17 protein-coding genes are annotated in these 23,113 nt (G+C 69.8%); 5 read left to right on the top strand and 12 right to left on the bottom strand.

The window, feature by feature from the left end; translation table 11 throughout:
- Positions 1-18: 18 nt before the first annotated feature.
- From AB0259_RS13915 to gabT, 7 genes are read right to left on the bottom strand one after another with little or no spacing between them, the layout of a single operon-like run.
- Entirely contained in the window at positions 19-1,383 is a 1,365-nt protein-coding gene (locus AB0259_RS13915; protein ID WP_366223090.1) for an NAD-dependent succinate-semialdehyde dehydrogenase, read from the bottom strand.
- A 20-nt stretch (positions 1,384-1,403) separates the two neighbouring features.
- Complete coding sequence (locus AB0259_RS13910) at positions 1,404-2,864, bottom strand: NAD-dependent succinate-semialdehyde dehydrogenase (RefSeq protein WP_366223089.1); 1,461 nt, start codon at positions 2,862-2,864, stop codon at positions 1,404-1,406.
- Positions 2,861-4,426, bottom strand: coding sequence for an APC family permease (locus AB0259_RS13905; RefSeq protein ID WP_366223088.1), 1,566 nt, complete (start codon positions 4,424-4,426; stop codon positions 2,861-2,863). Before AB0259_RS13905 ends, AB0259_RS13910 begins: the two co-directional genes overlap by 4 nt.
- Before the next feature lie 17 nt (positions 4,427-4,443).
- Positions 4,444-5,328: a universal stress protein gene (locus AB0259_RS13900; RefSeq protein WP_366223087.1), complete on the bottom strand. Its 885-nt coding sequence runs from the start codon at positions 5,326-5,328 to the stop codon at positions 4,444-4,446.
- The gene (locus tag AB0259_RS13895; RefSeq protein ID WP_366223086.1) at positions 5,325-6,683 is read right to left on the bottom strand and encodes an NAD(P)/FAD-dependent oxidoreductase; all 1,359 of its coding nucleotides are present in this window, start codon (positions 6,681-6,683) and stop codon (positions 5,325-5,327) included. The genes AB0259_RS13900 and AB0259_RS13895 overlap by 4 nt, the downstream gene beginning before the upstream one ends.
- Positions 6,684-8,153, bottom strand: a complete 1,470-nt coding sequence (locus tag AB0259_RS13890; RefSeq protein WP_366223085.1) for an amino acid permease — start codon at positions 8,151-8,153, stop codon at positions 6,684-6,686.
- A 2-nt stretch (positions 8,154-8,155) separates the two neighbouring features.
- A complete protein-coding gene (gene gabT / locus AB0259_RS13885) occupies positions 8,156-9,514 on the bottom strand; it encodes a 4-aminobutyrate--2-oxoglutarate transaminase (protein ID WP_366223084.1) in 1,359 nt (452 codons plus the stop codon).
- 96 nt (positions 9,515-9,610) lie between these two features.
- Here gabT and AB0259_RS13880 point away from each other — a divergent pair, with 96 nt between their 5' ends.
- Complete coding sequence (locus AB0259_RS13880) at positions 9,611-11,143, top strand: PucR family transcriptional regulator (protein ID WP_366223083.1); 1,533 nt, start codon at positions 9,611-9,613, stop codon at positions 11,141-11,143.
- Positions 11,144-11,193: 50 nt separating this feature from the next.
- Here the strand turns inward: AB0259_RS13880 and AB0259_RS13875 are convergent, their stop codons facing one another.
- Positions 11,194-12,666, bottom strand: coding sequence for a helix-turn-helix domain-containing protein (locus tag AB0259_RS13875; protein WP_366223082.1), 1,473 nt, complete (start codon positions 12,664-12,666; stop codon positions 11,194-11,196).
- Positions 12,667-12,789: 123 nt separating this feature from the next.
- Between AB0259_RS13875 and aceA the strand changes: the two genes are divergently transcribed.
- Entirely contained in the window at positions 12,790-14,106 is a 1,317-nt protein-coding gene (aceA, locus tag AB0259_RS13870; protein ID WP_366223081.1) for an isocitrate lyase, read from the top strand.
- A 43-nt stretch (positions 14,107-14,149) separates the two neighbouring features.
- The gene (gene aceB, locus AB0259_RS13865) at positions 14,150-15,781 is read left to right on the top strand and encodes a malate synthase A (RefSeq protein ID WP_366223080.1); all 1,632 of its coding nucleotides are present in this window, start codon (positions 14,150-14,152) and stop codon (positions 15,779-15,781) included.
- Between the two features lie 63 nt (positions 15,782-15,844).
- Here the strand turns inward: aceB and AB0259_RS13860 are convergent, their stop codons facing one another.
- The 4 genes from AB0259_RS13860 to AB0259_RS13845 are packed head-to-tail and all read right to left on the bottom strand — an operon-like array spanning position 15,845 to position 19,971.
- The gene (locus tag AB0259_RS13860; RefSeq protein ID WP_366223079.1) at positions 15,845-16,822 is read right to left on the bottom strand and encodes a glycoside hydrolase family 43 protein; all 978 of its coding nucleotides are present in this window, start codon (positions 16,820-16,822) and stop codon (positions 15,845-15,847) included.
- Positions 16,819-17,706: a carbohydrate ABC transporter permease gene (locus AB0259_RS13855; RefSeq protein ID WP_251578724.1), complete on the bottom strand. Its 888-nt coding sequence runs from the start codon at positions 17,704-17,706 to the stop codon at positions 16,819-16,821. The genes AB0259_RS13860 and AB0259_RS13855 overlap by 4 nt, the downstream gene beginning before the upstream one ends.
- The gene (locus tag AB0259_RS13850; RefSeq protein ID WP_366223078.1) at positions 17,703-18,680 is read right to left on the bottom strand and encodes a sugar ABC transporter permease; all 978 of its coding nucleotides are present in this window, start codon (positions 18,678-18,680) and stop codon (positions 17,703-17,705) included. The genes AB0259_RS13855 and AB0259_RS13850 overlap by 4 nt, the downstream gene beginning before the upstream one ends.
- A complete protein-coding gene (locus AB0259_RS13845; protein WP_251578721.1) occupies positions 18,670-19,971 on the bottom strand; it encodes an ABC transporter substrate-binding protein in 1,302 nt (433 codons plus the stop codon). The genes AB0259_RS13850 and AB0259_RS13845 overlap by 11 nt, the downstream gene beginning before the upstream one ends.
- A 164-nt stretch (positions 19,972-20,135) precedes the next feature.
- Here AB0259_RS13845 and AB0259_RS13840 point away from each other — a divergent pair, with 164 nt between their 5' ends.
- Both AB0259_RS13840 and AB0259_RS13835 read left to right on the top strand, forming a co-directional pair.
- Entirely contained in the window at positions 20,136-21,155 is a 1,020-nt protein-coding gene (locus AB0259_RS13840; RefSeq protein ID WP_366223077.1) for a LacI family DNA-binding transcriptional regulator, read from the top strand.
- A gap of 60 nt (positions 21,156-21,215) precedes the next feature.
- Positions 21,216-23,015: a glycoside hydrolase family 2 TIM barrel-domain containing protein gene (locus AB0259_RS13835; protein WP_366223076.1), complete on the top strand. Its 1,800-nt coding sequence runs from the start codon at positions 21,216-21,218 to the stop codon at positions 23,013-23,015.
- The last annotated feature ends 98 nt before the right edge of the window (positions 23,016-23,113 follow it).

The following is a 23,113-nucleotide window of genomic DNA, read 5'->3' as shown; positions in this document are numbered from 1 at the left end:
CGCCCCCTCGTCGTCCCGTCAGCCGACGCGGATGAGCTTTTTGTTGACGAACTCGTCCGCCGCCAGCAGCCCCATCTCGCGGCCCGTGCCGCTGCGCTTGATGCCACCGAAGGGCAGCCCCGGCTCGTCGGCGAGGACCAGGTTGACGTAGACCATCCCTGCCTCGATCTTGTCGGCGACGCGCGTCGCCTGCTCGGGGTCGGTCGTGTAGACGTACGACCCCAGCCCGAAGGGGGTGTCGTTGGCGAGGCGGACCGCCTCGTCCTCGTCGGCGACCCGGTAGACGACGCCTGCGGGACCGAACAGCTCCTCACGGTAGACGTCCATCTCGGGCGTGACGCCGGTGAGCACGGTCGGCGCGAAGAACGCGCCGTCACGGGTGCCTCCGGTGACGATCGTCGCGCCCTGGGCCGCGGCATCCTGGATCTGCTTCTCGAGACGCTCGGCGGCGGCGACCGAGGACAGCGGCCCGAGGACGGTGTCGGAGCTCCACGGGTCGCCGACGCTCGCCGCCGACATCTTGGCCGTGAACGCCTCGACGAACGCGTCGTACAGGCCGTCGACGACGATGAAGCGCTTGGCCGCGTTGCACGACTGGCCGGTGTTGTCCAGACGAGCGTCGACCGCCGCCTGTGCGACGGCGTCGATGTCGTCGGCGGAGAGCACGATGAACGGGTCCGACCCGCCGAGCTCCAGCGCGACCTTCTTGAGGTTCCGTCCGGCGACCTCGGCGACGGCGGCACCGGCACGCTCCGAGCCGGTCACCGAGGCCCCCTGCAGCCGCGGGTCCGCGATGACGTCGGCGGCCTGCTCGTTCGTCAGGTAGACGTTGGTGTACGCCCCCTCGGGGAAGCCCGCGTCACGGTACATCGCCTCGATGGCGGCTGCCGACTCGGGGCACTGCGGCGCGTGCTTCAGGAGGATCGTGTTGCCGAGCGCCAGGTTCGGCGCCGCGAAGCGGGCGACCTGGTAGTAGGGGAAGTTCCACGGCATGACACCGAGGAGCACGCCCAGGGGCGTCTTGCGGATGACGGCGGTGCCGTCGCCGTCGATGGGGACGGGTGTGTCGGCGGTGATCTCGTCGATGTGGTCGGCGTAGTACTCGGTGATGTCGGCGGCGAAGTCGACCTCGCCGAGCGCCCCGTCGATCTGCTTGCCCATCTCGCGGACGATGATCTTCGCGAGCTCCTCGCGACGCTCGCGGTGCAGCTGCGCGACGCGGCGCAGCAGGTCGGCGCGCTCGGCGGGGGTGGAGGTGCGCCCCCATCCGCGGGCAGTCTCGTCCGCACGCGCGAGTGCGCTCTCCACCTCGTCGGCGGTCGCGGTCGGGTAGGTGGCGTGGGTCTGCCCCGTGGCGGGGTCGATGACGGCGTAATCGCTCATGATGCTCCTCTTCGTCCCGCTCACGCGGGGATCAGGGTGTACTTCACGTTCAGGTATTCGTGGATGCCTTCGAGGCCGCCTTCGCGACCCATGCCGGACTGCTTGACACCGCCGAACGGCGCGGCGGCGTTCGAGACGACCCCGACGTTCAGCCCCATCATGCCGGTCTCGAGCCGGTCGATCATCCGGTGGCCGCGGGCGAGGTCCTGCGTGAAGACGTAGGAGACCAGGCCGTACTCGGTGTCGTTGGCGAGGCGTACGGCCTCGTCCTCATCGGCGAAGGTGGTGATGGCGAGGACCGGTCCGAAGATCTCCTCGCGCAGGATCGCGCTGCCGGGCACGACGCCTTCGACGACCGTCGGCTCGTAGAACGTGCCCGGCCCCTCGAGGGCGTTGCCCCCGGCGAGGATGCGGGCGCCGCGCGCGACGGCATCGCCCACGAGCTCGGTCGCCTTCGCGACCGCACGGTCGTCGATGAGCGGGCCGATCTGCACGCCGTCCTCGGTGCCCCGGCCGATGGTCATGTCGCTCACACGCTCGGCGATGCGCCGGGAGAACTCGGCAGCGACCGCCTCGTGCACGATGAAGCGATTGGCCGCCGTGCACGCCTGACCGATGTTGCGGAACTTCGCGAGCATTGCGCCGTCGACGGCCTTGTCGAGGTCGGCGTCCTCGAACACGACGAACGGCGCGTTGCCGCCGAGCTCCATCGAGACGCGGAGGACTCCTTCGGCCGCCTGTGCGATGAGCTTCTGGCCCACGGGGGTCGAGCCCGTGAAGGAAAGTTTCCGCAGCCGCAGGTCGGCGATGATCGGCGCCGAGACCGAGCTCGACGACGCGGTCGTGATGACGTTGACGACACCGGCGGGCACCCCCGCCTCCGCGAGCAGCTGCGCGAAGAAGAGAGTGGTGAGCGGCGTGAGCTCCGCCGGCTTGATCACGACGGTGCAGCCCGCGGCGAGCGCCGGGGCGATCTTGCGGGTCGCCATCGCGAGCGGGAAGTTCCACGGGGTGATGAAGAAGGAGGGACCGACGGGCCGCTGCGAGACGACCATCCGCCCGGTGCCCTCGGGATTCATCCCGTAGCGCCCGGTGATCCGCACCGCCTCCTCGCTGAACCAGCGGAGGAACTCGCCGCCGTAGGCGACCTCGCCGCGCGACTCCGCGAGGGGCTTGCCCATCTCGAGCGTCATGAGCAGCGCGAGATCCTCCTTCCGCGCCTGGACGAGATCGAAGGCGCGACGCAGGATCTCGCTGCGCTCCCGCGGGGCGGTCGCCGCCCACGCCTCCTGCGCGGCGACGGCCGCGTCGAGGGCGCGGATGCCGTCGGACGGCGAGGCGTCCGCGATGCGGCGGATCACCTCTCCCGTCGACGGGTCGAAGACGTCGAGCGTCTTGCCCTCCTCGGCATCCACCCACTGGCCCCCGATGAAGAGCTGGTTCGGGACGGCGGAGAGGAGCTCGGACTCGCGGGAGGTCATCGGATGTTCTCGCTTTCTGCGCGCAGCTTCCGCGCGCTGGGGGGTGCGTCCATCGTGAGCGTCTGCCCGCGGAAGAACGCCGGACGGCGAACGGACTGCCAGATCATGGTGAGGATGCCCACGACGATGATCAGCATGCCGAGGATGAAGACCAGTCCCACCCCGAACACCTCGGAACCGGATCCGTAGGCCGGGTCCATCGAGTCGATGAGCGTCGTGACGAAGATGACGGCGAGGATCACCCCGCCCACGAGCGGCGACACGAGCGTGAACAGGAAGGACCGGACGGAATCGAACCACTGCCTGCGGAAGTACCAGACGCACGCGAACGCGGTCAGCCCGTAGTAGAAGCAGATCATCATCCCGAGGGACAGGATCGTGTCGGTGAGGACGTTCTCGCTGAGGAGCCTCATCACCGCGTAGAACACGGCGGCGACGACGGAGGACACGACCGTCGCGAACCCGGGTGTGAAGAACCGCGGGCTGACGGCGGCGAACCGCCGCGGCAGGGCGCCGTAATGCCCCATGGCGAGCAGCGTGCGCGCCGGTCCGACCGCCGTCGACTGGAGGGATGCCGCTGAGCTCGACAGCACCGCCAGCGAGACGAGGAACGCCAGGGGCCCGAGCACCGGGCCCGACAGGGCGAAGAAGACGTTCGCCGAGATGTCCTCGTTGCCGAGCCCGAGCTCCCCGGTGCCGACGCCGGCGAACATCATCAGACTGACCGACAGCGCGAGGTACAGCGCCATCACGACGACGACCGTCACCATCGCGGCGCGGCCAGGCGTCCGGTCGGGGTCCTTCGTCTCCTCGTTCATCGTGAGGACGACGTCCCAGCCCCAGAAGATGAAGATCGACAGCGAGATCCCCGCGGCGAAGGCGCTGAAGCTCGACACCTCGAACGGGTTGACCCACGACCAGTCGAAGGCGAGGTGGTCGATGCCGTCTCCGCTGAAGCTCTTCACGAAAGCGGCGACGGCGAACAGGACCAGCACGACGACCTGGAATCCGACGAGGACGTACTGGAACTTCTGCGTGGTCTGCATGTCGCGGTAGGACACGAGCGTGGCGCCCACAAGGAACAGGAGACACACACCGACGTTGATGAACGGGTTGAAGGCGAGGTCGGCGATGGCCTCGTTCCCGGTGATCTGTGCGATCAGCAGGAAGAGGAACTCGACCGCGATCCCGGCGAGGTTCGACAACACGATGACGGTGGCGGCGATCAGCCCCCATCCCGTCATCCAGCCGATCCACGGGCCGAAGGCGCGGACACCCCACGTGAAGCTCGTGCCGGAGTCGGGCATCACCCGATTCAGCTCGCGGTACCCCAGAGCGACGAGCAGCATCGGGATGAACCCGACGAGGATCACGGCGGGGACCTGGACACCCACAGCGGAGACCGTGGGTCCCAGGGAGGCGGTGAGCGTGTAGGCGGGGGCGATCGTGGAGACGCCGATCACGACGGCTCCGACCAGGCCCACCGTTCCGGCGCTCAGGCCCTTGGCGGAGATCGCGGCGTCTGTGGCCCCGGGGATCTTCTCTGCGGCGTGCTGGCTCATCGTCGAGCTCCTTCGGGTCAGCGGGACTGTTCGGGGGTGCGGGTGCGGGGCACGACGACCATCGGGACCGGGATCTCGCTCAGCAGCTTCGCCGCGACGGAACCCAGGAAGAGGCGACGCGGCTGGGCCAGGCGGCTCGAACCGACGAGGATCAGCTCGCCCGGCAGCCAGTCGAGGTGCGAGACAGCGTCCTCGATGCTGTCGCCCTTCGCCGTCACGATGTCGGCCCGGACGCCATCGGGGATCGCGGCGAGCACGTCGTCCAGGACCTTCTCGGCGTGGGCGGCTCCAGCGAGGCGGATGACGCCGGTGTCGACCGACGGCGGCAGGTCGACCGTGACGAGCGAGACGAGCCGCAGCGACGCCCCCGTGGCCGTCGCGAGCGCGACCGCCTCCTCGAGGAGGACGTCGGCACCGGCCCGCGTGCCGACCGCGACGGTGAGTCGCGGCACACCGGCATCCGTCACCCGTTTGCGGGCACCGCGCGGCACCAGGACGACCGGGACGTCGGACGAGTGCAGGAGCTGGCTGGTGGTCGACCCGAGCCGGTGACGACCGCGCGCTCCCCCGTCGGCCGCGCCCACCACGAGGTGTGAGGCGCCGAACTCGTCGGCGGCCTCGACGAGGCCCTCGGCGAACGAGTCGGCGTACCGCGCGTGCTCCCGGTGCACGACGCCCGCCGGGATGCCGGCGGTGGCCTCGGCGAGCCAGGACTCGGCCTGGCCGAGCAGGTACCGGTCGTACGCGGCGTCGGGCGGGGTGATGACGCTGCGTCCCTCGCCCGGCAGGACGAGCACGATGTCGAGTTCCGCGCCGGATGCCGCGGCCAGACCACCCGCGACCGCGACCGCGTCGCGGCCGGCTTTCGTCGCGGTGTACCCGACGACGATGCGGCCGCTCATACCCGGCCGTCCGCGAGGATGTTCCGGGCGGCGAGGCGGCCCATGCGGATCGCCCCGTCGACGTGCTGGTAGCCGGCGCCGGCGATGTCGCTGCAGGCGAAGTGGATCGGACCGACGGGCGTGCGCACATCCGCGCCGTACCGGTGGAGTCCGCCCATGTCGAAGCTCGCCGCGTACGCGCCGCGGGTCCACTCCTCGGTGCCCCAGTCGCTCTCGTAGTAGACGACCGGGTCCTTCGCCTCGGGGCCGTAGTAGTGCGACAGGGACTCGAGGATGCGCTCCTTGCGCTCCTCGGCGCTGAGCCGGAACATGTCGTCCGCGTTCCGGTCCGAGACGAAGCCGACGAGGGTGCCGCGGGGGTCCTCGTGGTTCGTGTTGTCGTACGCCTCGTGGCAGATCTCGTACGGGCTGAACGCCGTGCCCGAGAGCCCCTTCTCACGCCAGAACGGCGTCTCGTAGACCGCGTGCACCTTGATGACGAAGCCCATCGAGATGTGCTGGTGCATCTGGTGCTGCAGGCGCGGCATCGGGGGGACGAACGAGATCCGGTCGTAGAGCACGGGCGCGAGCGCGAGGATCGCGCTGCGGGCGCGGACGGTGAGTCCTTCGGCGTGCACCGTGACACCGGCATCCGACCACTCGAGCGTGCGCACCGGACGGTTCAGGAGGACGTCGTCGCCGAGGCGCTCGGCGAGGAGGACCGGCACCTGCTGGAGGCCCCCCACGACACGCTTGTCGAGGATGAAGTCCGCGTCGACGAGGTGCGAGTAGCTGCCCGCACTGGCGGCCATGAGGAGGGACTGCAGAAGCGAGAACGCGTGCGTCGGCTTGGTGAGCATCGCCGACCCGGTCGCGAAGGCGAGGTTGCGCACCGCCTCGTCGTCGTCGCTCTGCTGGCGCAGCCACGCGTCCCACGTGATGGTGTCCCACTCGGCGGCCTTCGGATGCGCGTACGGCCGGTCGGGGTCGATCTCGGCGACCATCGCGTCGAGTCGCCGGGTGATCTCGTCGATCGTCCGCTCGGTCTCGGGGCTCACGGGGAACATCTCCCCCGTGAAGCGGGAGACGGTGCCGTCGGGCCCGACGTAGACGCTGTCGCCCTCGCGGTAGCGGCTGAAGGTCTCGAGGCCGAGTTCGGCGACGGTGTCGATGAGGGCGTCCTGGTCGGGCGAGACCCACTGGCCGCCGAGCTCGAGCATCGCGCCATCGATGACGTCGGTCCACAGGCGCCCGCCGACGCGTTCGCGCGCCTCGAGCACGGCGACGGACAGGCCGGCCTTGCGCAGTTCGTTCGCGGCGGTGAGCCCGGCGGCGCCCGCTCCCACGATCACGACGTCACGGGTGATCTCAGTCATTCACGACTCCTTCGTCAGCGAGGTGTTCGTCGGCGCGTGGTCGGGCCGGCGACGGAGGTTGCGCCGCACGAGCGGCCAGAACACGAGCAGGACGGCGGTCGCGATGAGGCTGGTCCACACCTGGGCGCGGCCGGACTCGGTCGTCAGCATGATGGCGACCACGGCCGCGATCGCGGCGATGAGCAGGATGTTCAGCCACGGGTGCAGCCACACCTTGAGCTTCAACGCGGCGACCTCGTCGGGCGTCATCTTCTGCCGCAGCCGCATCTGCGTGAGAGCGATGAAGACGTAGACGAACAGGGCGACCAGACCCGCCGAGTTCATGATGAAGTCGAAGATGCCCGAGCTCGGCGCGACGAAGTTCACGAGCGTCGCGATCAGCCCGCCGATCGTCGACGCGAAGAGGGCGAACACCGGCACACCTGTCCGCGAGCGGCGGGCCACCACCTTCGGGGCGAACCCCTTGTCGGCGAGCGCGGCGAACATGCGCGAGGCCGAGTACAGGCCGGAGTTGAGCACCGAGATCACGGCGGTGAAGATGACCAGCTGCATGATCACGTCGGCGAAGGGGATGCCGAAGCGGGACAGCGCGATCGTGAAGGGCGCGTTGGCGACGTCCGTCGGCACGGGCAGCTCGTCCCACGGGACGACGGTGACGATGACCAGGACGGACCCCACGAAGAAGAGGAGGATCCGCCAGATGATCGTGCTCGTGGCCTGCCGGATCCCCTTGGCCGGGTCGACGGACTCGGCCGAGGCCATGACGGCGATCTCGGTGCCGAAGTACGAGAAGATCACGAGCGCGACGCCGGTGAAGGCGACGCCGATGCCGTTGGGAGCGAACCCGCCGTGCTCCCAGAGGTTCGGCACCGCGAACGTCGCATCCGGCCAGAGCCCGAGGGCGAAGAGGATGCCGGCGCCCAGGAAGACGACGATCGCGAGCACCTTGATGCTGGCGAGCCAGAACTCGACCTCGCCGAAGGTCCGCACCGAGATGACGTTCGTGCCCACGAAGATCGCGATGAGGATCAGCGACCACGCCCACGACGGCAGCGCGGGGAGCCAGGTGTGCAGGGTCTCGCCGCCGAGCACGGCCTCATAGGCGAGCACGCCGACCCAGAAGTACCAGTACAGCCAGCCGACGAGATAGGCGGCCCAGTCACCGAGTCCGACGCGCGCGTACTCCATGAAAGACCCGATGGCGGGGCGCGACGCCGCCATCTCGCCGAGCATCCGCATCGCGAAGAAGACGAGCAGGCCGCCGATGAGGTACGACACGATCGCGGCCGGTCCGACCTCGCGGATCACGTTTCCGGACCCGACGAACAGGCTCGCCCCGATGATCCCGCCGAGGGTGATCATCGTCACGTGACGCGAGCGCAGCTTGTTGGAGCGGGCCTGCGTCACCGCGCCGAGCCCCGCCGACGTCTCGGGAGAGACCGGCTGCGACCAGTTGTCGGACCCCGCCATACTCAGACCGTCTTCAGCGCCTGCGCGAGGACGTCGAGGCCCTCGGTCAGCAGGTCGTCGCTGATCGACAGCGGGGGGAGGAAGCGGATCACGTTGCCGTAGGTGCCGCACGTGAGCACGATGACCCCTTCGGCGATACAGGCCTTCGCGACCGCGGACGTGAGCGCACCGTCCGGCGCTCCGGTCGTCGGGTCGACGAACTCGATCGCGATCATGGCGCCGAGTCCACGCACCTCGGCGATGCGGGGGTCGGATGCCGCCATCGCGCCGAGCCGAGCCGTCAGCAGCGCCTCGATCCGCTGCGCGCGCTGGATGAGACCGTCGTTCTCGAACGCGTCCATCGCGGCGAGCGCGGCCGCGCACGCGACGGGGTTGCCGCCGTACGTGCCGCCGAGGCCGCCGGTGTGCGTCGCGTCCATGATGTCGGCGCGTCCCGTGACCGCGGCCAAGGGCATTCCCCCAGCGATGCCCTTGGCCGTGGTGATCAGGTCCGGAACGATGCCGAAGTGCTCGCTCGCGAACATCGCGCCGGTGCGGGCGAAGCCCGACTGCACCTCATCGGCGATGAAGACGACGCCGTTCTCGCGGCACCAGTCGACGACCGCGGACAGGAACCCGTCGGCGGGGACGACGAAGCCGCCCTCACCCTGGATGGGCTCGATGATGACGGCGGCCAGGTTGTCGGCACCGACCTGCTTCTCGATCATCGAGATCGCGCGGGCCGCGGCATCCGCACCGGACAGTCCGTCGCGCAGCGGGTACGAACCGGGCACGCGGTAGATCTCGGAGGCGAAAGGACCGAAGCCGCTCTTGTAGGGCATGGACTTGGCGGTGAGCGCCATCGTGAGGTTGGTGCGGCCGTGGTAGGCGTGGTCGAAGGCGACGACCGCCTGCTTGCCGGTGAACTTGCGGGCGATCTTCACGGCGTTCTCGACGGCCTCGGCGCCGGAGTTGAACAGGGCGCTCTTCTTGGCGTGGTCGCCGGGGGTGAGCCGGTTGAGGTTCTCGGCGACCTCGACGTACGACTCGTACGGCGAGATCATGAAGCACGTGTGCGTCAGCTGCGCCGCCTGCGCGGCGATCGCCTCGACGACCTTCGGATGCGCGACGCCCACGGTGGTGACGGCGATGCCCGAGCCGAGGTCGATCAGCGAGTTGCCGTCGGCGTCGACGACCACGCCGCCGCCGGCGGCGACGGCAGCGATCGGGACGGTGTGCCCGACACCCGCGGCGACGGCGTCGGCCTTGCGCGAGAGCAGCTCCTGCGAGCGGGGTCCCGGGATCGCGGTCTCGAGGCGGCGCTCCTGGGGAAGGGACGGTCCGCCCAGGGGCGTGGTGACGGCTGCGGTCGAGGTGCTCATGCCGCGAGCGTAGGGGCCACCGGACGCGCGGTCATTCGCCATGACGTCTATTCTCGGTTCATCGCTGTACACCGCGTACACCTGGAGGGAGCCGACATGGTCACCCGTGAGTCGGAGCCGACCCTGCGCGCCCTGCTCGCGCGCCGCGAGCTCGCGCTGCGACTCGCGGACGGCGAGGACGCGCTCCGGCCCGGAGCCCTGGACCGGCCCACGCGATGGGTGCACAGCTCGGACCTCGACGATCCGACACCGTTCCTGGCCGAGGACCTCGTCCTGCTGACCACCGGCACGCAGTTCCCGGCCGGTGAGGACTACCCGTTCGACGCGTACGTGCGGCGCCTGGTCGACCGCGGCGTCGCGGCGCTCGGATTCGGGACCGAAGTCGTGCGCGACGGCATCCCCTCGGGGCTCGCAGCGGCGTGCCGGAACGCGGGGCTGCCCCTCTTCGAGGTCCCCTACAGCACGCCGTTCATCGCCGTCGCCCGCGCGAACGCCGAGGCGGTCGCAGCGCAGGCGTACGCGCGGCGCACGTGGGCGCTCTCGGCACAGCGGGCCCTCGCCCTCGCCGCCCTGCGGCCCGACGGTCTCGGCGCCACGATCGCCGAGCTCGCCAAGCAGCTGGACACGTGGGTCGGGATGTACGACGCCGCGGGCGAGCTGGTGCGCGAGCACCCGGTCGGCGCGCTCTCCCCCGGCGCGGCCGAGACGCTGCGCACCGAGGTGGGTGCGGTGCTCCGGCGCGGCGCGCGCGCCGGGTCGTCGCTGCACTCGGACGCGGACGCGTTCACCCTGCAGACCCTCGGACGCGGCGGCGAGCTGCGCGGTGTCCTCGCGATCGCCGCGGGCGAGCTCGACCGCGCCGGCCGCGACGTCGTCACCGCGGTGATCGCGATGGCGGGGCTCGCGCTCGAGCAGCACCAGCGCCTGTCGCGCGCACGCAAGGCGCTGCGTTCGGGGATGGTGCGGTCGCTCCTCACCGGCGACCCGGCACTCGCCCGCCAGATCTCCCGGGACGTGTGGGGCGCCCTGCCCGCCGCGCCGGTGGTCGTCGCGGTGACGGATGCCGCCGGTCGACGCGCGGACTCCCTGCTCGACCTGCTCGAGCTTCGCGCCGAGGAGCGCCACGGGGGCCTGTTCTTCGGCGGGGTCGATGACGACGTCGTGATCGTGGTCCCGGCATCCGCCGCCGCTTCCCTCGACGAGTTCGCCGACCGCTTCGAGGCGCGGCTGGGAGTGTCCGAGCCTGCACCGTACGCCGCGTTCGCGCGGGCAGTGGATCAGGCCCGCGCGGCGCGCGGTCGGGCGGCGGGCGCAGGTGTCGCACGTTTCGCGGAGGTGCAGGCCGGCGGCATCCTGTCGGCGCTGTCGGCGGGGACCGCCCCCACGGTCGCCGCCGCCTTCCTCGAACCGCTGCGTCGGCAGGACCGCGAGCACGGCGGGCGGCTCGAGGAGACCCTGCGCGCATGGGTCGCGGCGGACGGCTTGATTGACGGCGCCGCGGCAGCCCTCGGCGTGCACCGACACACCGTCCGCAGCCGCCTCACGGCCGCCGAGCGGGTGCTCGGCACAGATCTGTCCTCCTTCGCCGGCCGCGCCGAGGTGTGGGCCGCCCTGCAGCTCGGAGGCTGACGCGCGGGCACGCGGGCGGCCGTCGCGGACGCCGCCGAACGCCGGCGACCTCACTCCGGCGCGTGGGCCTCGAGGAACTCGTACAGGTCCGTCGTGTCGACCCCGGGAAAGGCCCCGGTCGGCAGGGTCGCGAGCAGCGTGCGGGGTGTCCGGACGTTCGGCCAGGCCTGGTCGCGCCAGGTGCGCTCGAGCTCGGCGGGAGGGCGCCGGCAGCAGACGTCGACGCCGTGCCGCGACACCCCGCGGTTCGGTGTCTCGCGCCCGATGAACCACTTCGTGTCGTCGAAGCGCACGCCGACGCTGACCGAGTGGGCGCCGTCGCTCGAGGACTCCACTCGCGCGGTGCACCAGTACGTCCCGTTGCCCGTGTCGGTGTACTGGTAGTACGGATTGAACTTGTCGGGGATGTCGAAGACGACCCGGCTCGTCCAGCGGCGGCAGCAGAGCTGGCCCTCGATCGACCCGAATCGGTCGGCCGGGAAGTTCACGTCGTCGTTCTCGTACGCCTTCGTGATCGTGCCGGATTCGTGCACCTTCAGGAAGTGGACCGGGATGCCGAGGTGCCGCGTCGCGAGGTTGGTGAATCGGTGCGCGGCCGTCTCATACGAGACGGAGTATGCGTCGCGCAGGTCCTCGATCGAGATCGCCCGGCGCGACTTCGCGTCATGGAGGAACGCCGCGGCGTGCGACTCGGGCACCATGAGCGCCCCGACCAGGTAGTTGGTCTCGACGCGCTGCCGCAGGAACTCGGCGTACGAGCGCGGCTCGACGTGCCCGAGGATGCGACCGGCGAGGGCCTGCAGCACGGGGGTGCGTGAATCGCCCCGCCCTGGAATCGTGCTCGAGAGGTACAGCCGCCCCGTGCGGTTGTCGGCGACGGAACGGGTGGATGCCGGCAGGTCAGACACGTAGTGCAGCGAGTAGCCGAGGTGCGCCGCGATCTCGGACGCGGTCCGCTGCGTGAGCGGTCCGCCGGGGTGGTCGACGGCCGCGAGGATGCGCTCGGCCTGCTCCTCGAGTTCGGCGAAGTAGTTGTCCTGCCGGCGCATGAGGTGCCGGAGCTCGACGTTCGCGCGACGTGCCTCCTCCGGCGTCGCCGACCGCTCGTCGTTCAGCCGCTCGATCTCGCCGTGCAGGGAGAGCAGGGTCTCGAGCACGCCGTCCGGCACGGACTTGCCGATGCGGAACGGCGGGATGCCGAGGGCCTGGAACGTCGGACCCTTCATCGCACGTTCGAGGGCGATCTCGAGGGTCGCGCGCTCGTCGAGGGGCTCGGCGGCGATGAGCGCGTCGATCGTCGTCCCGAGTGCTCGGGCGATCGTCTGCAGCAGCGTCAGCTTGGGCTCGCGCTTGCCGGTCTCGATCATCGACAGCTGGCTCGGTGCCCGCGCGACGGCGGCGGCCAGCTCGTCCAGGGTCATGCCGCGGGCGGTGCGCACCTGCCGGATCCGGCGGCCGATGCTCAGCGCGTCGGCTCCGGGCTCCGCGGACGCCGCATCCACCCGATCTTCGTCGATCGTCATGTCCGGGAGTGTGTCACGGGAACAGAAGAACGCGCAATCTTCTCCTCGCCCGCACCGTCGGTAGGGCACGTTCTTCTCGCACAGTGGTGTCACGACCCGCTCTCGACCCCACCGGAGGACACCATGACCTTCCCCACCACACCCGCCGCCCGGCCGATGCGCGCCGGCGACCAGACGCAGACCGCCGCCGACCTGCAGGCGGAATGGGATGCCGACCCGCGCTGGGACGGCATCGAACGCACCTACACCGCCGAGGACGTCATCCGCCTGCGCGGCTCGGTTCGCGAGGAATCGACGCTCGCGCGTCGTGGCGCCGAGAACCTCTGGAACCTGCTGCACACCGAGGACTACATCAACGCGCTCGGCGCCTACACGGGCGGTCAGGCCGTGCAGCAGGTGCGCGCCGGCCTCAAGGCGATCTACCTGTCGGGGTGGCAGGTCGCCGCCGACGGCAATCTGGCAGGGCACACCTACCCCGACCAGAGCCTCTACCCCGCCAACTCGGTGCCCTCGGTGGTCCGACGCATCAACAACGCACTCGCGCGGCAGGACCAGATCGAGCACGCCGAGGGCGGCGCGACCCGCGACTGGCTCGCCCCGATCGTCGCCGACGCCGAGGCGGGCTTCGGCGGACCGCTCAACGCCTACGAGCTGGCGCTGTCGATGATACAGGCGGGGGCCGCCGGCATCCACTGGGAGGATCAGCTCGCCAGCGAGAAGAAGTGCGGGCACCTGGGCGGCAAGGTGCTCGTGCCGACGCAGCAGCACATCCGCACGCTCAACGCCGCCCGGCTCGCCGCCGACGTCGCGGGCGTGCCGACCGTCATCATCGCCCGCACCGACGCCCTCGCCGCCGATCTGCTCACGAGCGACGTCGACCCGCGCGATCAGGAGTTCACGACCGGCGAGCGCACGAGCGAAGGGTTCTACCGCGTGCGGCCCGGGCTCGACGCCGTCATCAGCCGCGGCCTCTCCTTCGCCCCCTACGCCGATCTGCTGTGGGTCGAGACCGGCGAGCCCGACATCGAACTCGCGCGGGCATTCGCCGAGGCGATCCACGAGCGCTTCCCCGGCAAGCTGCTCGCCTACAACTGCTCGCCGAGCTTCAACTGGAAGCGTCACCTCGACGACCAGCAGATCGCCACCTTCCAGCGCGACCTGGGTGAACTCGGCTACGCCTTCCAGTTCATCACCCTCGCGGGCTTCCACGCCCTCAACCACTCGATGTTCGACCTCGCGAAGGGCTACGCCGAGAGCGGCATGACCGCGTACGTGGCCCTGCAGGAGGCGGAATTCGCTTCCGAGAAGGACGGCTACACCGCCACCAAGCACCAGCGGGAAGCCGGAACCGGCTACTTCGACCTCGTGTCGACGGCGCTCAACCCCGACAGCGCCACCCTCGCCCTGGTCGGATCGACCGAGACGGCGCAGTTCCACTGACATGACCGGATGCCTCGGCATCCCCCTTCCTCAGGAGTACGACATGACCCTCATCGACACCCCTCCCCCGCCCACCACGATGACGACACTGACGATCCGCGGACCGATCCGCGAACGCTACGACGAGATCCTCACGCCCGGTGCGCTCGATTTCGTCGCGCAGCTGCACGAGCGCTTCGGCGGGCGTCGGCACGACCGCCTCGCCGATCGGATGCGGCGGCGCTTCGAGATCGGCAACGGTCAGGACCCGACGTTCCGCTCCGACACGGCGCACATCCGCGAGGACCCGGACTGGCGCGTCGCCGGGGCCGGGCCCGGGCTCGAGGACCGGCGGGTCGAGATCACCGGACCGACCGACCCGAAGATGACGATCAACGCGCTGAACTCCGGCGCGCGGGTCTGGCTCGCCGACCAGGAGGATGCCACGAGCCCCACCTGGCGGAACGTCATCGAGGGCCAGCTGTCGCTGCACGACGCGATCCGCGGCGAGCTGCGCCACACGAGTCCCGAGGGCAAGGTCTACGAGGTCACCGCCGAGCGGACCCCGACGATCGTCATGCGCCCGCGCGGCTGGCACCTCATGGAGAAGCACATCGACGTCACCGATCGCCGCGGGCGGACCCTCGCGGCATCCGGTTCACTCGTCGACTTCGGTCTCTACTTCTTCCACAACGCCGAGCGCCTCATCGCCGATGGTCGCGGACCCTACTTCTACCTGCCGAAGATCGAATCGGCCGAAGAGGCGAAGCTGTGGGACGACGTCTTCACCTTCAGCGAGCGGTTCCTCGGGATCCCGCACGGGACGATCCGGGCGACCGTGCTCATCGAGACGCTGCCCGCCGCGTTCGAGATGGAGGAGATCCTGTTCGAACTGCGCGACCACGCCGCGGGACTGAACGCCGGGCGATGGGATTACATCTTCTCGATGATCAAGAACTACCGGGGTCGCGGAGCCCGGTTCGTGCTGCCCGACCGCAGCCAGGTGACGATGACCGTCCCGTTCATGCGGGCCTACACCGAGCTGCTGGTGCAGACCTGCCACAAGCGGGGAGCGTTCGCGATCGGCGGCATGAGCGCCTTCATCCCGAACCGCCGCGACGAAGCCGCGACCCGGAATGCGTTCGAGAAGGTCGCCGCCGACAAGCGGCGCGAGGCGGGCGACGGGTTCGACGGCACGTGGGTCGCGCACCCGGACCTCATCCCCGTCGCGCAGGCCGAATTCGACGCCGTGCTCGGTGAGCGGCCGAACCAGGTCGACCGACGGCGCGAGGACGTCACCGTCACACCCGCCCAGCTCATCGACTGCCACATCGGCCTGCCGATCACGGCGGCGGGCGTGCACGGGAACGTCTCGGTCGGCATCCGCTACATCGAGGCATGGCTGCGGGGGCTGGGTGCCGTCGCGATCGACGGACTGATGGAGGATGCCGCGACCGCCGAGATCAGCCGCTCGCAGATCTGGCAGTGGATCCACCAGGACCGCGCGACCGAGGACGGCACCCCGATCACGCGGGACTACGTCGAGGACCTCATCGCGCAGGTGCTCGGCGAGGTGCCGCGTCACGACCGCGACCGGTTCGACGATGCGGCCGAGGTGTTCCGAGAGGTCGCGCTCGGGGCGGACTTCCCGACGTTCCTCACCCTCGGCGCGTATGCGCGCTTCCTCGTGGAGTGAGCTCCGACGCGGATCGGTGGGAGGGATGCCCGGCACCCCTCCCACCCCCGCACCGGCCAGGCGTCAGCCGATGTCGACGGTCACCCCGGCCGACCCGATGCGGACCGGCGCGGTGTGCAGACCTCGATAGATGTACTGCTCGTCCCAGCCGTGGAAGACGAGCACATCGCCGTCGGCGGTCGACACGACGTCCTGGCCGCCCGGTCCACGGAATGCTCCGTCGCTGCCGGAGGTCGTGAGGATCGGCTCGGGCTCCTTCTGGTAGGGGCCCTCCAGCTCGTCCGACCAGGCCGCGCCGACGGCGTACGAGTCGCCGCCGTAGTCGTTCGCGGAGTAGAGGAGGGCGTAGCCCCCGTCGCGGGCGACCAGGGTGGGTGCTTCGATGAGCGCCCCCTCCCACGGCTGGTCCTGCGTGAGGAGGGCGACGGGCGCGTCGGCCAGCGACAGCCCGTCGGCCGCCAACGGCGCCATCATCAGCCGCGTGTCGAGGGCGCAGCAGTTGCCGTCGGTCTTCCACAGCAGGTAGCGCGTGCCGTCTTCGTCGTCGAACGTGGCGGCGTCGATCGCTCCGCCCTCCTCGACGGGGCACACGAGCGGCTCGTCGGATGCCGGGGTGAACGGCTCGTCGAGGCTGGGTGAGACCGCGACGCCGATGCACTGGCGCCCCGAGGCGGTGTGCTCAGCCGTCACGTACATGACGTACCCGTCGCCGAGCGTCGTCACCTCGGGCGCCCAGGTCCGCCCCGGCGACGCCCACGCCGGGAGCGCGGGAAGGGCGTCGCGCCGGTCGACGGTCCACGCATCGAGGTCCTCGGAGGTCGCGACACGGATGTTCAGGCCGTGGCTCCCGGTGGCGAACGCGACATAGCCGGCATCCGTCGATACGACGTCGGGGTCGGGGAAGTCCTCGTCGAGCACGAAACCCGTTCCCGGCGCGGTGCCGGCCGACGGCGTCGACGCGGACTGCGACGCGGCGCCGCATCCGCTCATCGCGAGGACGCCCGTCAGCGCGAGCGCGACCAGCTGAGCCGTGCGTCTCATCCCTTGACCGCCGCCCCGGCGACCGAGTCGACGATCTGTCGCTGCGCGAAAGCGAAGAGGATGAGGACAGGGATCGAGGCGATCGTCGCCCCCGCCATGACGATGCCGAAGTGCGTCCGGAACGCGCCCTGGAGCATCGCGAGGCCCGGCTGCAGGGTCATGTTCTCGGGTGAGAGCAGCACGTACACCGGCCAGAGGAAATCGTTCCAGTTGCCGAGGAACGACAGCACGGCAAGCGTCGCCAGGGCAGGCCTCGCCAGGGGCAGGGCGACCTGGAAGAAGATACGGAAGTCCCCGGCACCGTCGATACGGGCCGCCTCCTCGATCTCGGGCGGGATGCCGAGGAAGAACTGCCGGAGGAAGAACACCCCGAACGCACTGGCTGCTCCGGGGACGGTGATCGCGAGGATCGTGTCGAGCCACCCAAAGTTCTCGACGATGAGGTAGTTGGGGATGAGGAAGACGACCGGCGGCACGAGCAGCGTCGCGATGATCAGTCCGAAGACGATGTTCCTGCCCGCGAACTCCAGCCTGGCCAGGGCGTATGCCGCCATGGACGCGGTGACGAGGATGAGCACGGTCTGCAGGGTCGCGGCGGCGAAGCTGTTCCACAGCCACAGGAAGATCGGCTGCTGGCCGCTCAGCAGGAGGGTTCCGTACGCCTCGAGAGAGGGGGGATCCGGGAGCGCGTACGGGTTGCGGACGGCATCCGCGTCGGTCTTGACGGAGGTGAGCAGCATCCACAGCAGCGGGAAGATCACCACCAGGGCGAGCGCGCCGAGGACGGCGTAGGCGGTGATGTCCCCCGCCCGGCGGGGAGACCGACGACGGCCGGGGGCGGTGTCGGCGTCGGTGGACGAAGGGCGAACGGCGGTGTCGGTCATGAGACGGCTTTCTCGCTGCGCTCGCGCTGCAAGCGGAAGTTGACGACGCTGATGATCGCGAGGAAGGCGAACAGGACGTAGCTCATCGCCGAGGCGGGTGCCATGTTGTTCTGCGACAGCCCCTGGTCGGCGATGTACATGATCGCGGTCCGGGTCTCGTTGCCCGGCCCGCCGTTGGTCAACAGGAACGACTGCCCGAACATGTTGGCCGACGCGAGGATCGTCGTCGTCGTGATGAAGATCATGACCGGGCGCAGCCCCGGCAGCGTCACGCTGACGAACGTGCGGGCGGCTCCCGCGCCATCGAGCGCCGCGGCCTCGTAGAGGTCGGTGTTGATGCCCTTGAGACCCGCCAGGAAGATGACGGTGTTGAGCCCCGCGGTCCACCAGACGGTGACGCCGACGAGCGAGACCCAGACCCACGGCGTGTCGACGACCCACGGAGTGTCACGGGGAAGGCCGAGGAGTCCGAGGATGTGGTTGAGGATGCCCGACTGCGTGTCGAAGACGTAGCTCCAGATCACACCGACGATCGCGACACCGAGCACGTACGGGGCGAAGAAGACCGTGCGGAAGAACGTCGCACCGCGCAGCTTGCGGTTGAGCAGGACGGCGATGAACAGCGGCACGATCACCAGGAACGGAACGCTCAGCAGCACGAACAGTCCCGTGGCACGCATCGAGTTCCAGAAGTCGGCCGAGGTCGTCGACCCCGCCGTGAAGAGGTCGAGGTAGTTCTTCAGCCCGACGAAGTCCTGGCTGTCCCGGAACGGCGACCAGTTCGTGAGGCTGATCCACACACCGAAGACCGCCGGAACGATGACGAAGGTGACGAACAGCGCCAGGAACGGCGCGAGGAAAAGGTAGGCGATGAGGGTGCGGCGGCGCTGCGCGGGTCGCCGGGCGCGACCTCCCGGCCGACCGACGGTGCGGTCGGCCGGGACGGCCGTTTCGGCGGCGAGGTCAATCGCCATACTTCTGCTGGTTCTGTTCGATGATGGCGTCCGCCTTCGCCTTGGCGTCGTCGAGCGCGGCCTGAGGAGTCTTCTTGCCCGTCAGCGCCTCGTTGATCGCGGTCGTGATGAGCGCGTTCGCCTCGTTGATGCCGGGAGAGACGGTCTCATAGTGGGCGTAGTCGAGCTGCTCCATGAACGGCTCGAGGTTGGGGTACTCCTCGAGGATCGACGGATCCTCACGGACCGAGTTCGCGGCCGGGAGCTCGCCCGTCTCGGCCCATCCCGCCGAGTTGTCGTTCATCCATTTGACGAAGGTCGCCGCGGCGGAGGTCTCGTCGGCGCTCTGTCCCTTGTTGGCGGGGAAGACCCAGTGCGTCGAGCTCGACCACACGGCCTTCTCGTCACCGATCTGCGGCACGGGCGCGGCGGCCCAGTCGAGGTCACCGAAGGCGGTGTTGGTCGTCTGCCAGACGCCGTTCCAGTTGAACGCGGTGTCGCCGGCGAGGAGAGCCTTGATGTTGCCGTCCTGTGCGACGTTCTTCGGGCTGTAGCCCTTGTCGACGAGGTCGGTCATCCACGTGAGAGCCTTCACCCCTGCGTCAGAGTTGAACGTCGCCTCGGTGACGTCCTCGTTGTAGAGCTCCCCGCCGAACTGCCAGAGCAGGCTCTGGAACTCGAAGGTCCCCGTGAACACGTATCCGTCGACCCACTCACCCTGCACACCGGCACCCTTGAGCGCCTCGAGCGCGGCGAGATAGCCCTCGCGGTCGGTGGGGATCTCCGTCAGACCCGCCTTCTCCATCACGCCCTTGTTGGCGAACAGACCGAGCGGAGTGACGCTCCACGGCACCGCGTACTGCGCGTCGCGGAAATCGCCCATCTCGAAGACGTCCGGCGGGAAGTCCCCCTCCGCGTAGCCGAGGCCGTCGATGATCTCGTCAGCGGGCTGCAGCAGGTTCTGCGCCGCGTAGGTCGCGAGGTCGTCACCGTGCAGGACCGCGACGTCGGGTCCCTTGCCGGCCTTGACCGCGAGCGGCATCTTCGAAGCGATGTCGGCCCACTCCTGCGGGACGTTCTTCACCGTGATGTTGTCGTGCTCGGCATTGAACTGGTCGATCAGCTTCGGGACGATGGTCGGCGCAGCGCCGCCCGTCCAGCCGTGCCAGAAGGTCACTTCGACGGCGGGACCGTCGTAGTCCTCGCCGGACACTCCGCCCTCAGTGGATCCCGAGGCGCCGCACGCGCTGAGTGTGACGGCGAGCGCCGCCGCGACGCCGAGGCCGAGGCCTCGCGAAAGTCGCGTAGTCATGTGATTGCTCTCCTTTGAGTACTCCCGCCCGGCACCCGAGCGCGCTGTGTGAGTGCGTCGAACTTACAGCGCTAGAAATTTCATGTCAACGGGGTCGGCGGCGTGATGGCGAGGAGCGCGTGTCCCGCGCTGTACTGTGGCCGCGAGCCGTTGAAGGGAGCCACATGCGAGGACCGCGCCTGCAAGACGTGGCCGACCGCGCCGGCGTGTCGATGAAGACCGTCTCCAACGTCGTCCGCAACTACCCGCACGTCTCGGCGGCCATGCGGGAACGTGTCCAGCGCGCGATCGACGAGCTGGGCTACCGGCCGAACGTCATGGCCCGCCGCTTGGCGACCGGCAGGACGGGCTTCGTCGCGGTCGCGTTCGCCGATGTCGCGATCCCCTACTTCGCCGAGCTCGCGCACGTGGCCTCTCGTCGCGCCATGGACTTCGGTTATCGCGTGCTCCTGGAGGAAACCGACGACACCCTCGACGGCGAGCGAGCGCTCATCGCGAGCTCGGAGGCGGGTCTGGTCGACGGGATGCTCTTCCAGCCCTCGAGGATGAGCCCGTCGGAGATCGCTCAGCACCGTTCCGAGATCCCGATCGTCCTCCTCGGCGAGACGCCGGCTCCTCTGACGATGGATCACGTCATGATCGACAACGTCGCGGCTGCGCGCGAGATCACGACGCATCTCCTGGACTCGGGGCGACGCCGCATCGGGTTCGTCGGGCATGAGACGACCGCGCTGACCGAGACGTCCCGGCAGCGCATCCTGGGGTATCAGGAGGCTCTCACCGCGGCCGGACTCCGCGGCGATCCGCGGATGCTGGTCGCCACAGCGTCCATCGACGCGGCGGACACGGCGGCCGCGGTCCGCGCCGCCCTCGCCGCCGGCTGGGACGTCGACGCGGTGGTCTGCCGCGACGACCTCGCCGCGATGGGGACGCTGCGGGCACTGCACGAAGCCGGCATCCGCGTACCGGAGGACGTGGCGGTCACCGGATGGGACGACACCCGCCTCAGCGCCGTCACATTCCCCAGCCTCACCAGTGTCAGCCCCGACGTCGACACCCTGTTCACCCGCGCGATGGGTCTTCTGCTCGAGCGCATCGCGGGGTACGACGGGGTCGGGCGGCACGAGATCGCTCCGCACCGGATCGTCGTCCGGGAGAGCGCACCTCTCACCCCTCCGGCCTGACGATCATCGCGCGAGGTTCGCGGTTTACAGCGCTGTACGACATGCGGCATGCTGGACGCCATGATCGATGACGACCACGGCGCCGTGCGTGCCAGCACGCAAGACGGCACATATCCCCGGCCCCAGCTGATGCGGACCGCCTGGGCGGACCTCTGCGGCACCTGGTCCTTCGCGCACGACGATGCCGACAGCGGCATCGAATCGGGATGGCCGGCATCCGGCGTCGCGCAGCGCGACATCCTCGTTCCCTTCCCACCGGAATCCTCGGCGTCGGGCATCGCGGACACCGGAATGCATCGCGTCGTCTGGTACTCCCGCGATCTCACCGACGCCGACCTGACGGCCGCCCGCCACGAATCCGGTCGGCGTCTCCTGCTGCACTTCGGGGCAGTCGATTACCGGTGCCACGTGTGGGTGGACGGCGCGCTCGTCGGCTCGCACGAAGGCGGACACACGCCGTTCGCCCTCGACGTCACCCATGTCGCGCGCGACGGGGCCCGCGTGGTCGTGCGCGTGGAGGACGATCCCCTCGATATCTCGCAGCCTCGCGGAAAGCAGGACTGGCGAGAGGATCCGCACGTCATCTGGTACCACCGCACCACCGGCATCTGGCAGCCGGTCTGGCTCGAGAGCGTTCCGCCCCTCCACGTTCGCGCGCTGCGGTGGACGACGGATCCCCGCGTCGGGACCGTCACGGCCGACATCGAACTGTCGGAGCGGCCGGTGGCCGGCGTGAGCGTCGAGATCGACCTTTCTCTCGACGGTCGTCCGCTCGCTACCGCCCGCGCCGTCGTCACCGAGAGCGAGCTCACCGTCGTCCTCGCCCTCGCCGAACTGCGCAACGGCCAGTCATACGAGGAACTGCTGTGGTCGCCCGAGCACCCGCGCCTCCTCGATGCCGAGGTGCGCGTCGGCGAGGATGCCGTGGCCTCGTACCTCGGCATCCGCACCGCCCACGTCGCCCGTGGACGCTTCTGGCTCAACGACCGGCCGTACTACGTGCGCTCCGTGCTCAACCAGGGGTACTGGCCCGGATCGCACCTCGCCGCGCCGTCGGCGCAGGCCCTGCGCGAGGAGGCGGAGCTGATCCGGGCGATGGGGTTCAACGCGACGCGTGTTCACCAGAAGTTCGAGGATCCGCGTTTCCTGCTCGCCGCCGACCAGCTCGGCCTGCTCATCTGGGGCGAGGCACCCGGAACGTACGCGTTCACGCAGACGGCCATCGAGCGCACGACGCGCGAGTGGCTCGACGTGGTGCGGCGTGATGTGTCGCACCCGTCGATCGTCACGTGGGTTCCGCTCAACGAGAGCTGGGGCGTGCAGCACATCGCGAGCGACCCTCGGATGCAGCACTTCGCGCGCGCGCTCGTCTCGTTGACGAAGGCGCTCGACCCGACTCGCCCGGTGGTCTCGAACGACGGCTGGGAGCAGGTCGACACCGACATCGTCGCGATCCACGACTACGAGTGGCGCCCCGATGTCGTGCAGCGTCGGTATGCGACGGATGCCGACGTCCGCCGCCTCATGGACACGGTCGGCCCCGCGGGGCGGGCACTCATCCTCAGCGGCGACGTGTCGGATGCGCCCGTCATGCTCACCGAGTTCGGCGGCATCTCGTTCGACACCGAGTCCGCGGAGAACGCCTGGGGGTATTCGACCGCGACCTCACCCGACGACTTCGCGGAGCGCTTCGAGGGCCTGATGGCGGCCGTGCACGCGAGCGAGGCCCTCGCGGGCTTCTGCTACACGCAGCTGAGCGACACCCTGCAGGAGACGAACGGGCTCGTGACCGAGGACCGCACCCCGAAGATCCCGCTCGACCGCATCCGTGCGGCGATCACCGGCGAGGCCGCCGGGTAAGGGCATCCTCGAACGCCCCGACGCGAGCGGATGCCGTCAGTCGCGGCATCCGCTCGCCGTCAGCCGATGCAATGCATCCGGGCCGACACGCCGACCGG

Source organism: Microbacterium sp. NPDC080005, from assembly GCF_040702445.1.
In the GTDB taxonomy this organism is placed as follows: domain Bacteria; phylum Actinomycetota; class Actinomycetes; order Actinomycetales; family Microbacteriaceae; genus Microbacterium; species Microbacterium oleivorans_D.
The sequence above is the reverse complement of the archived record's forward strand: the minus strand, read 5'-3'. Positions and strand labels throughout refer to the sequence as shown.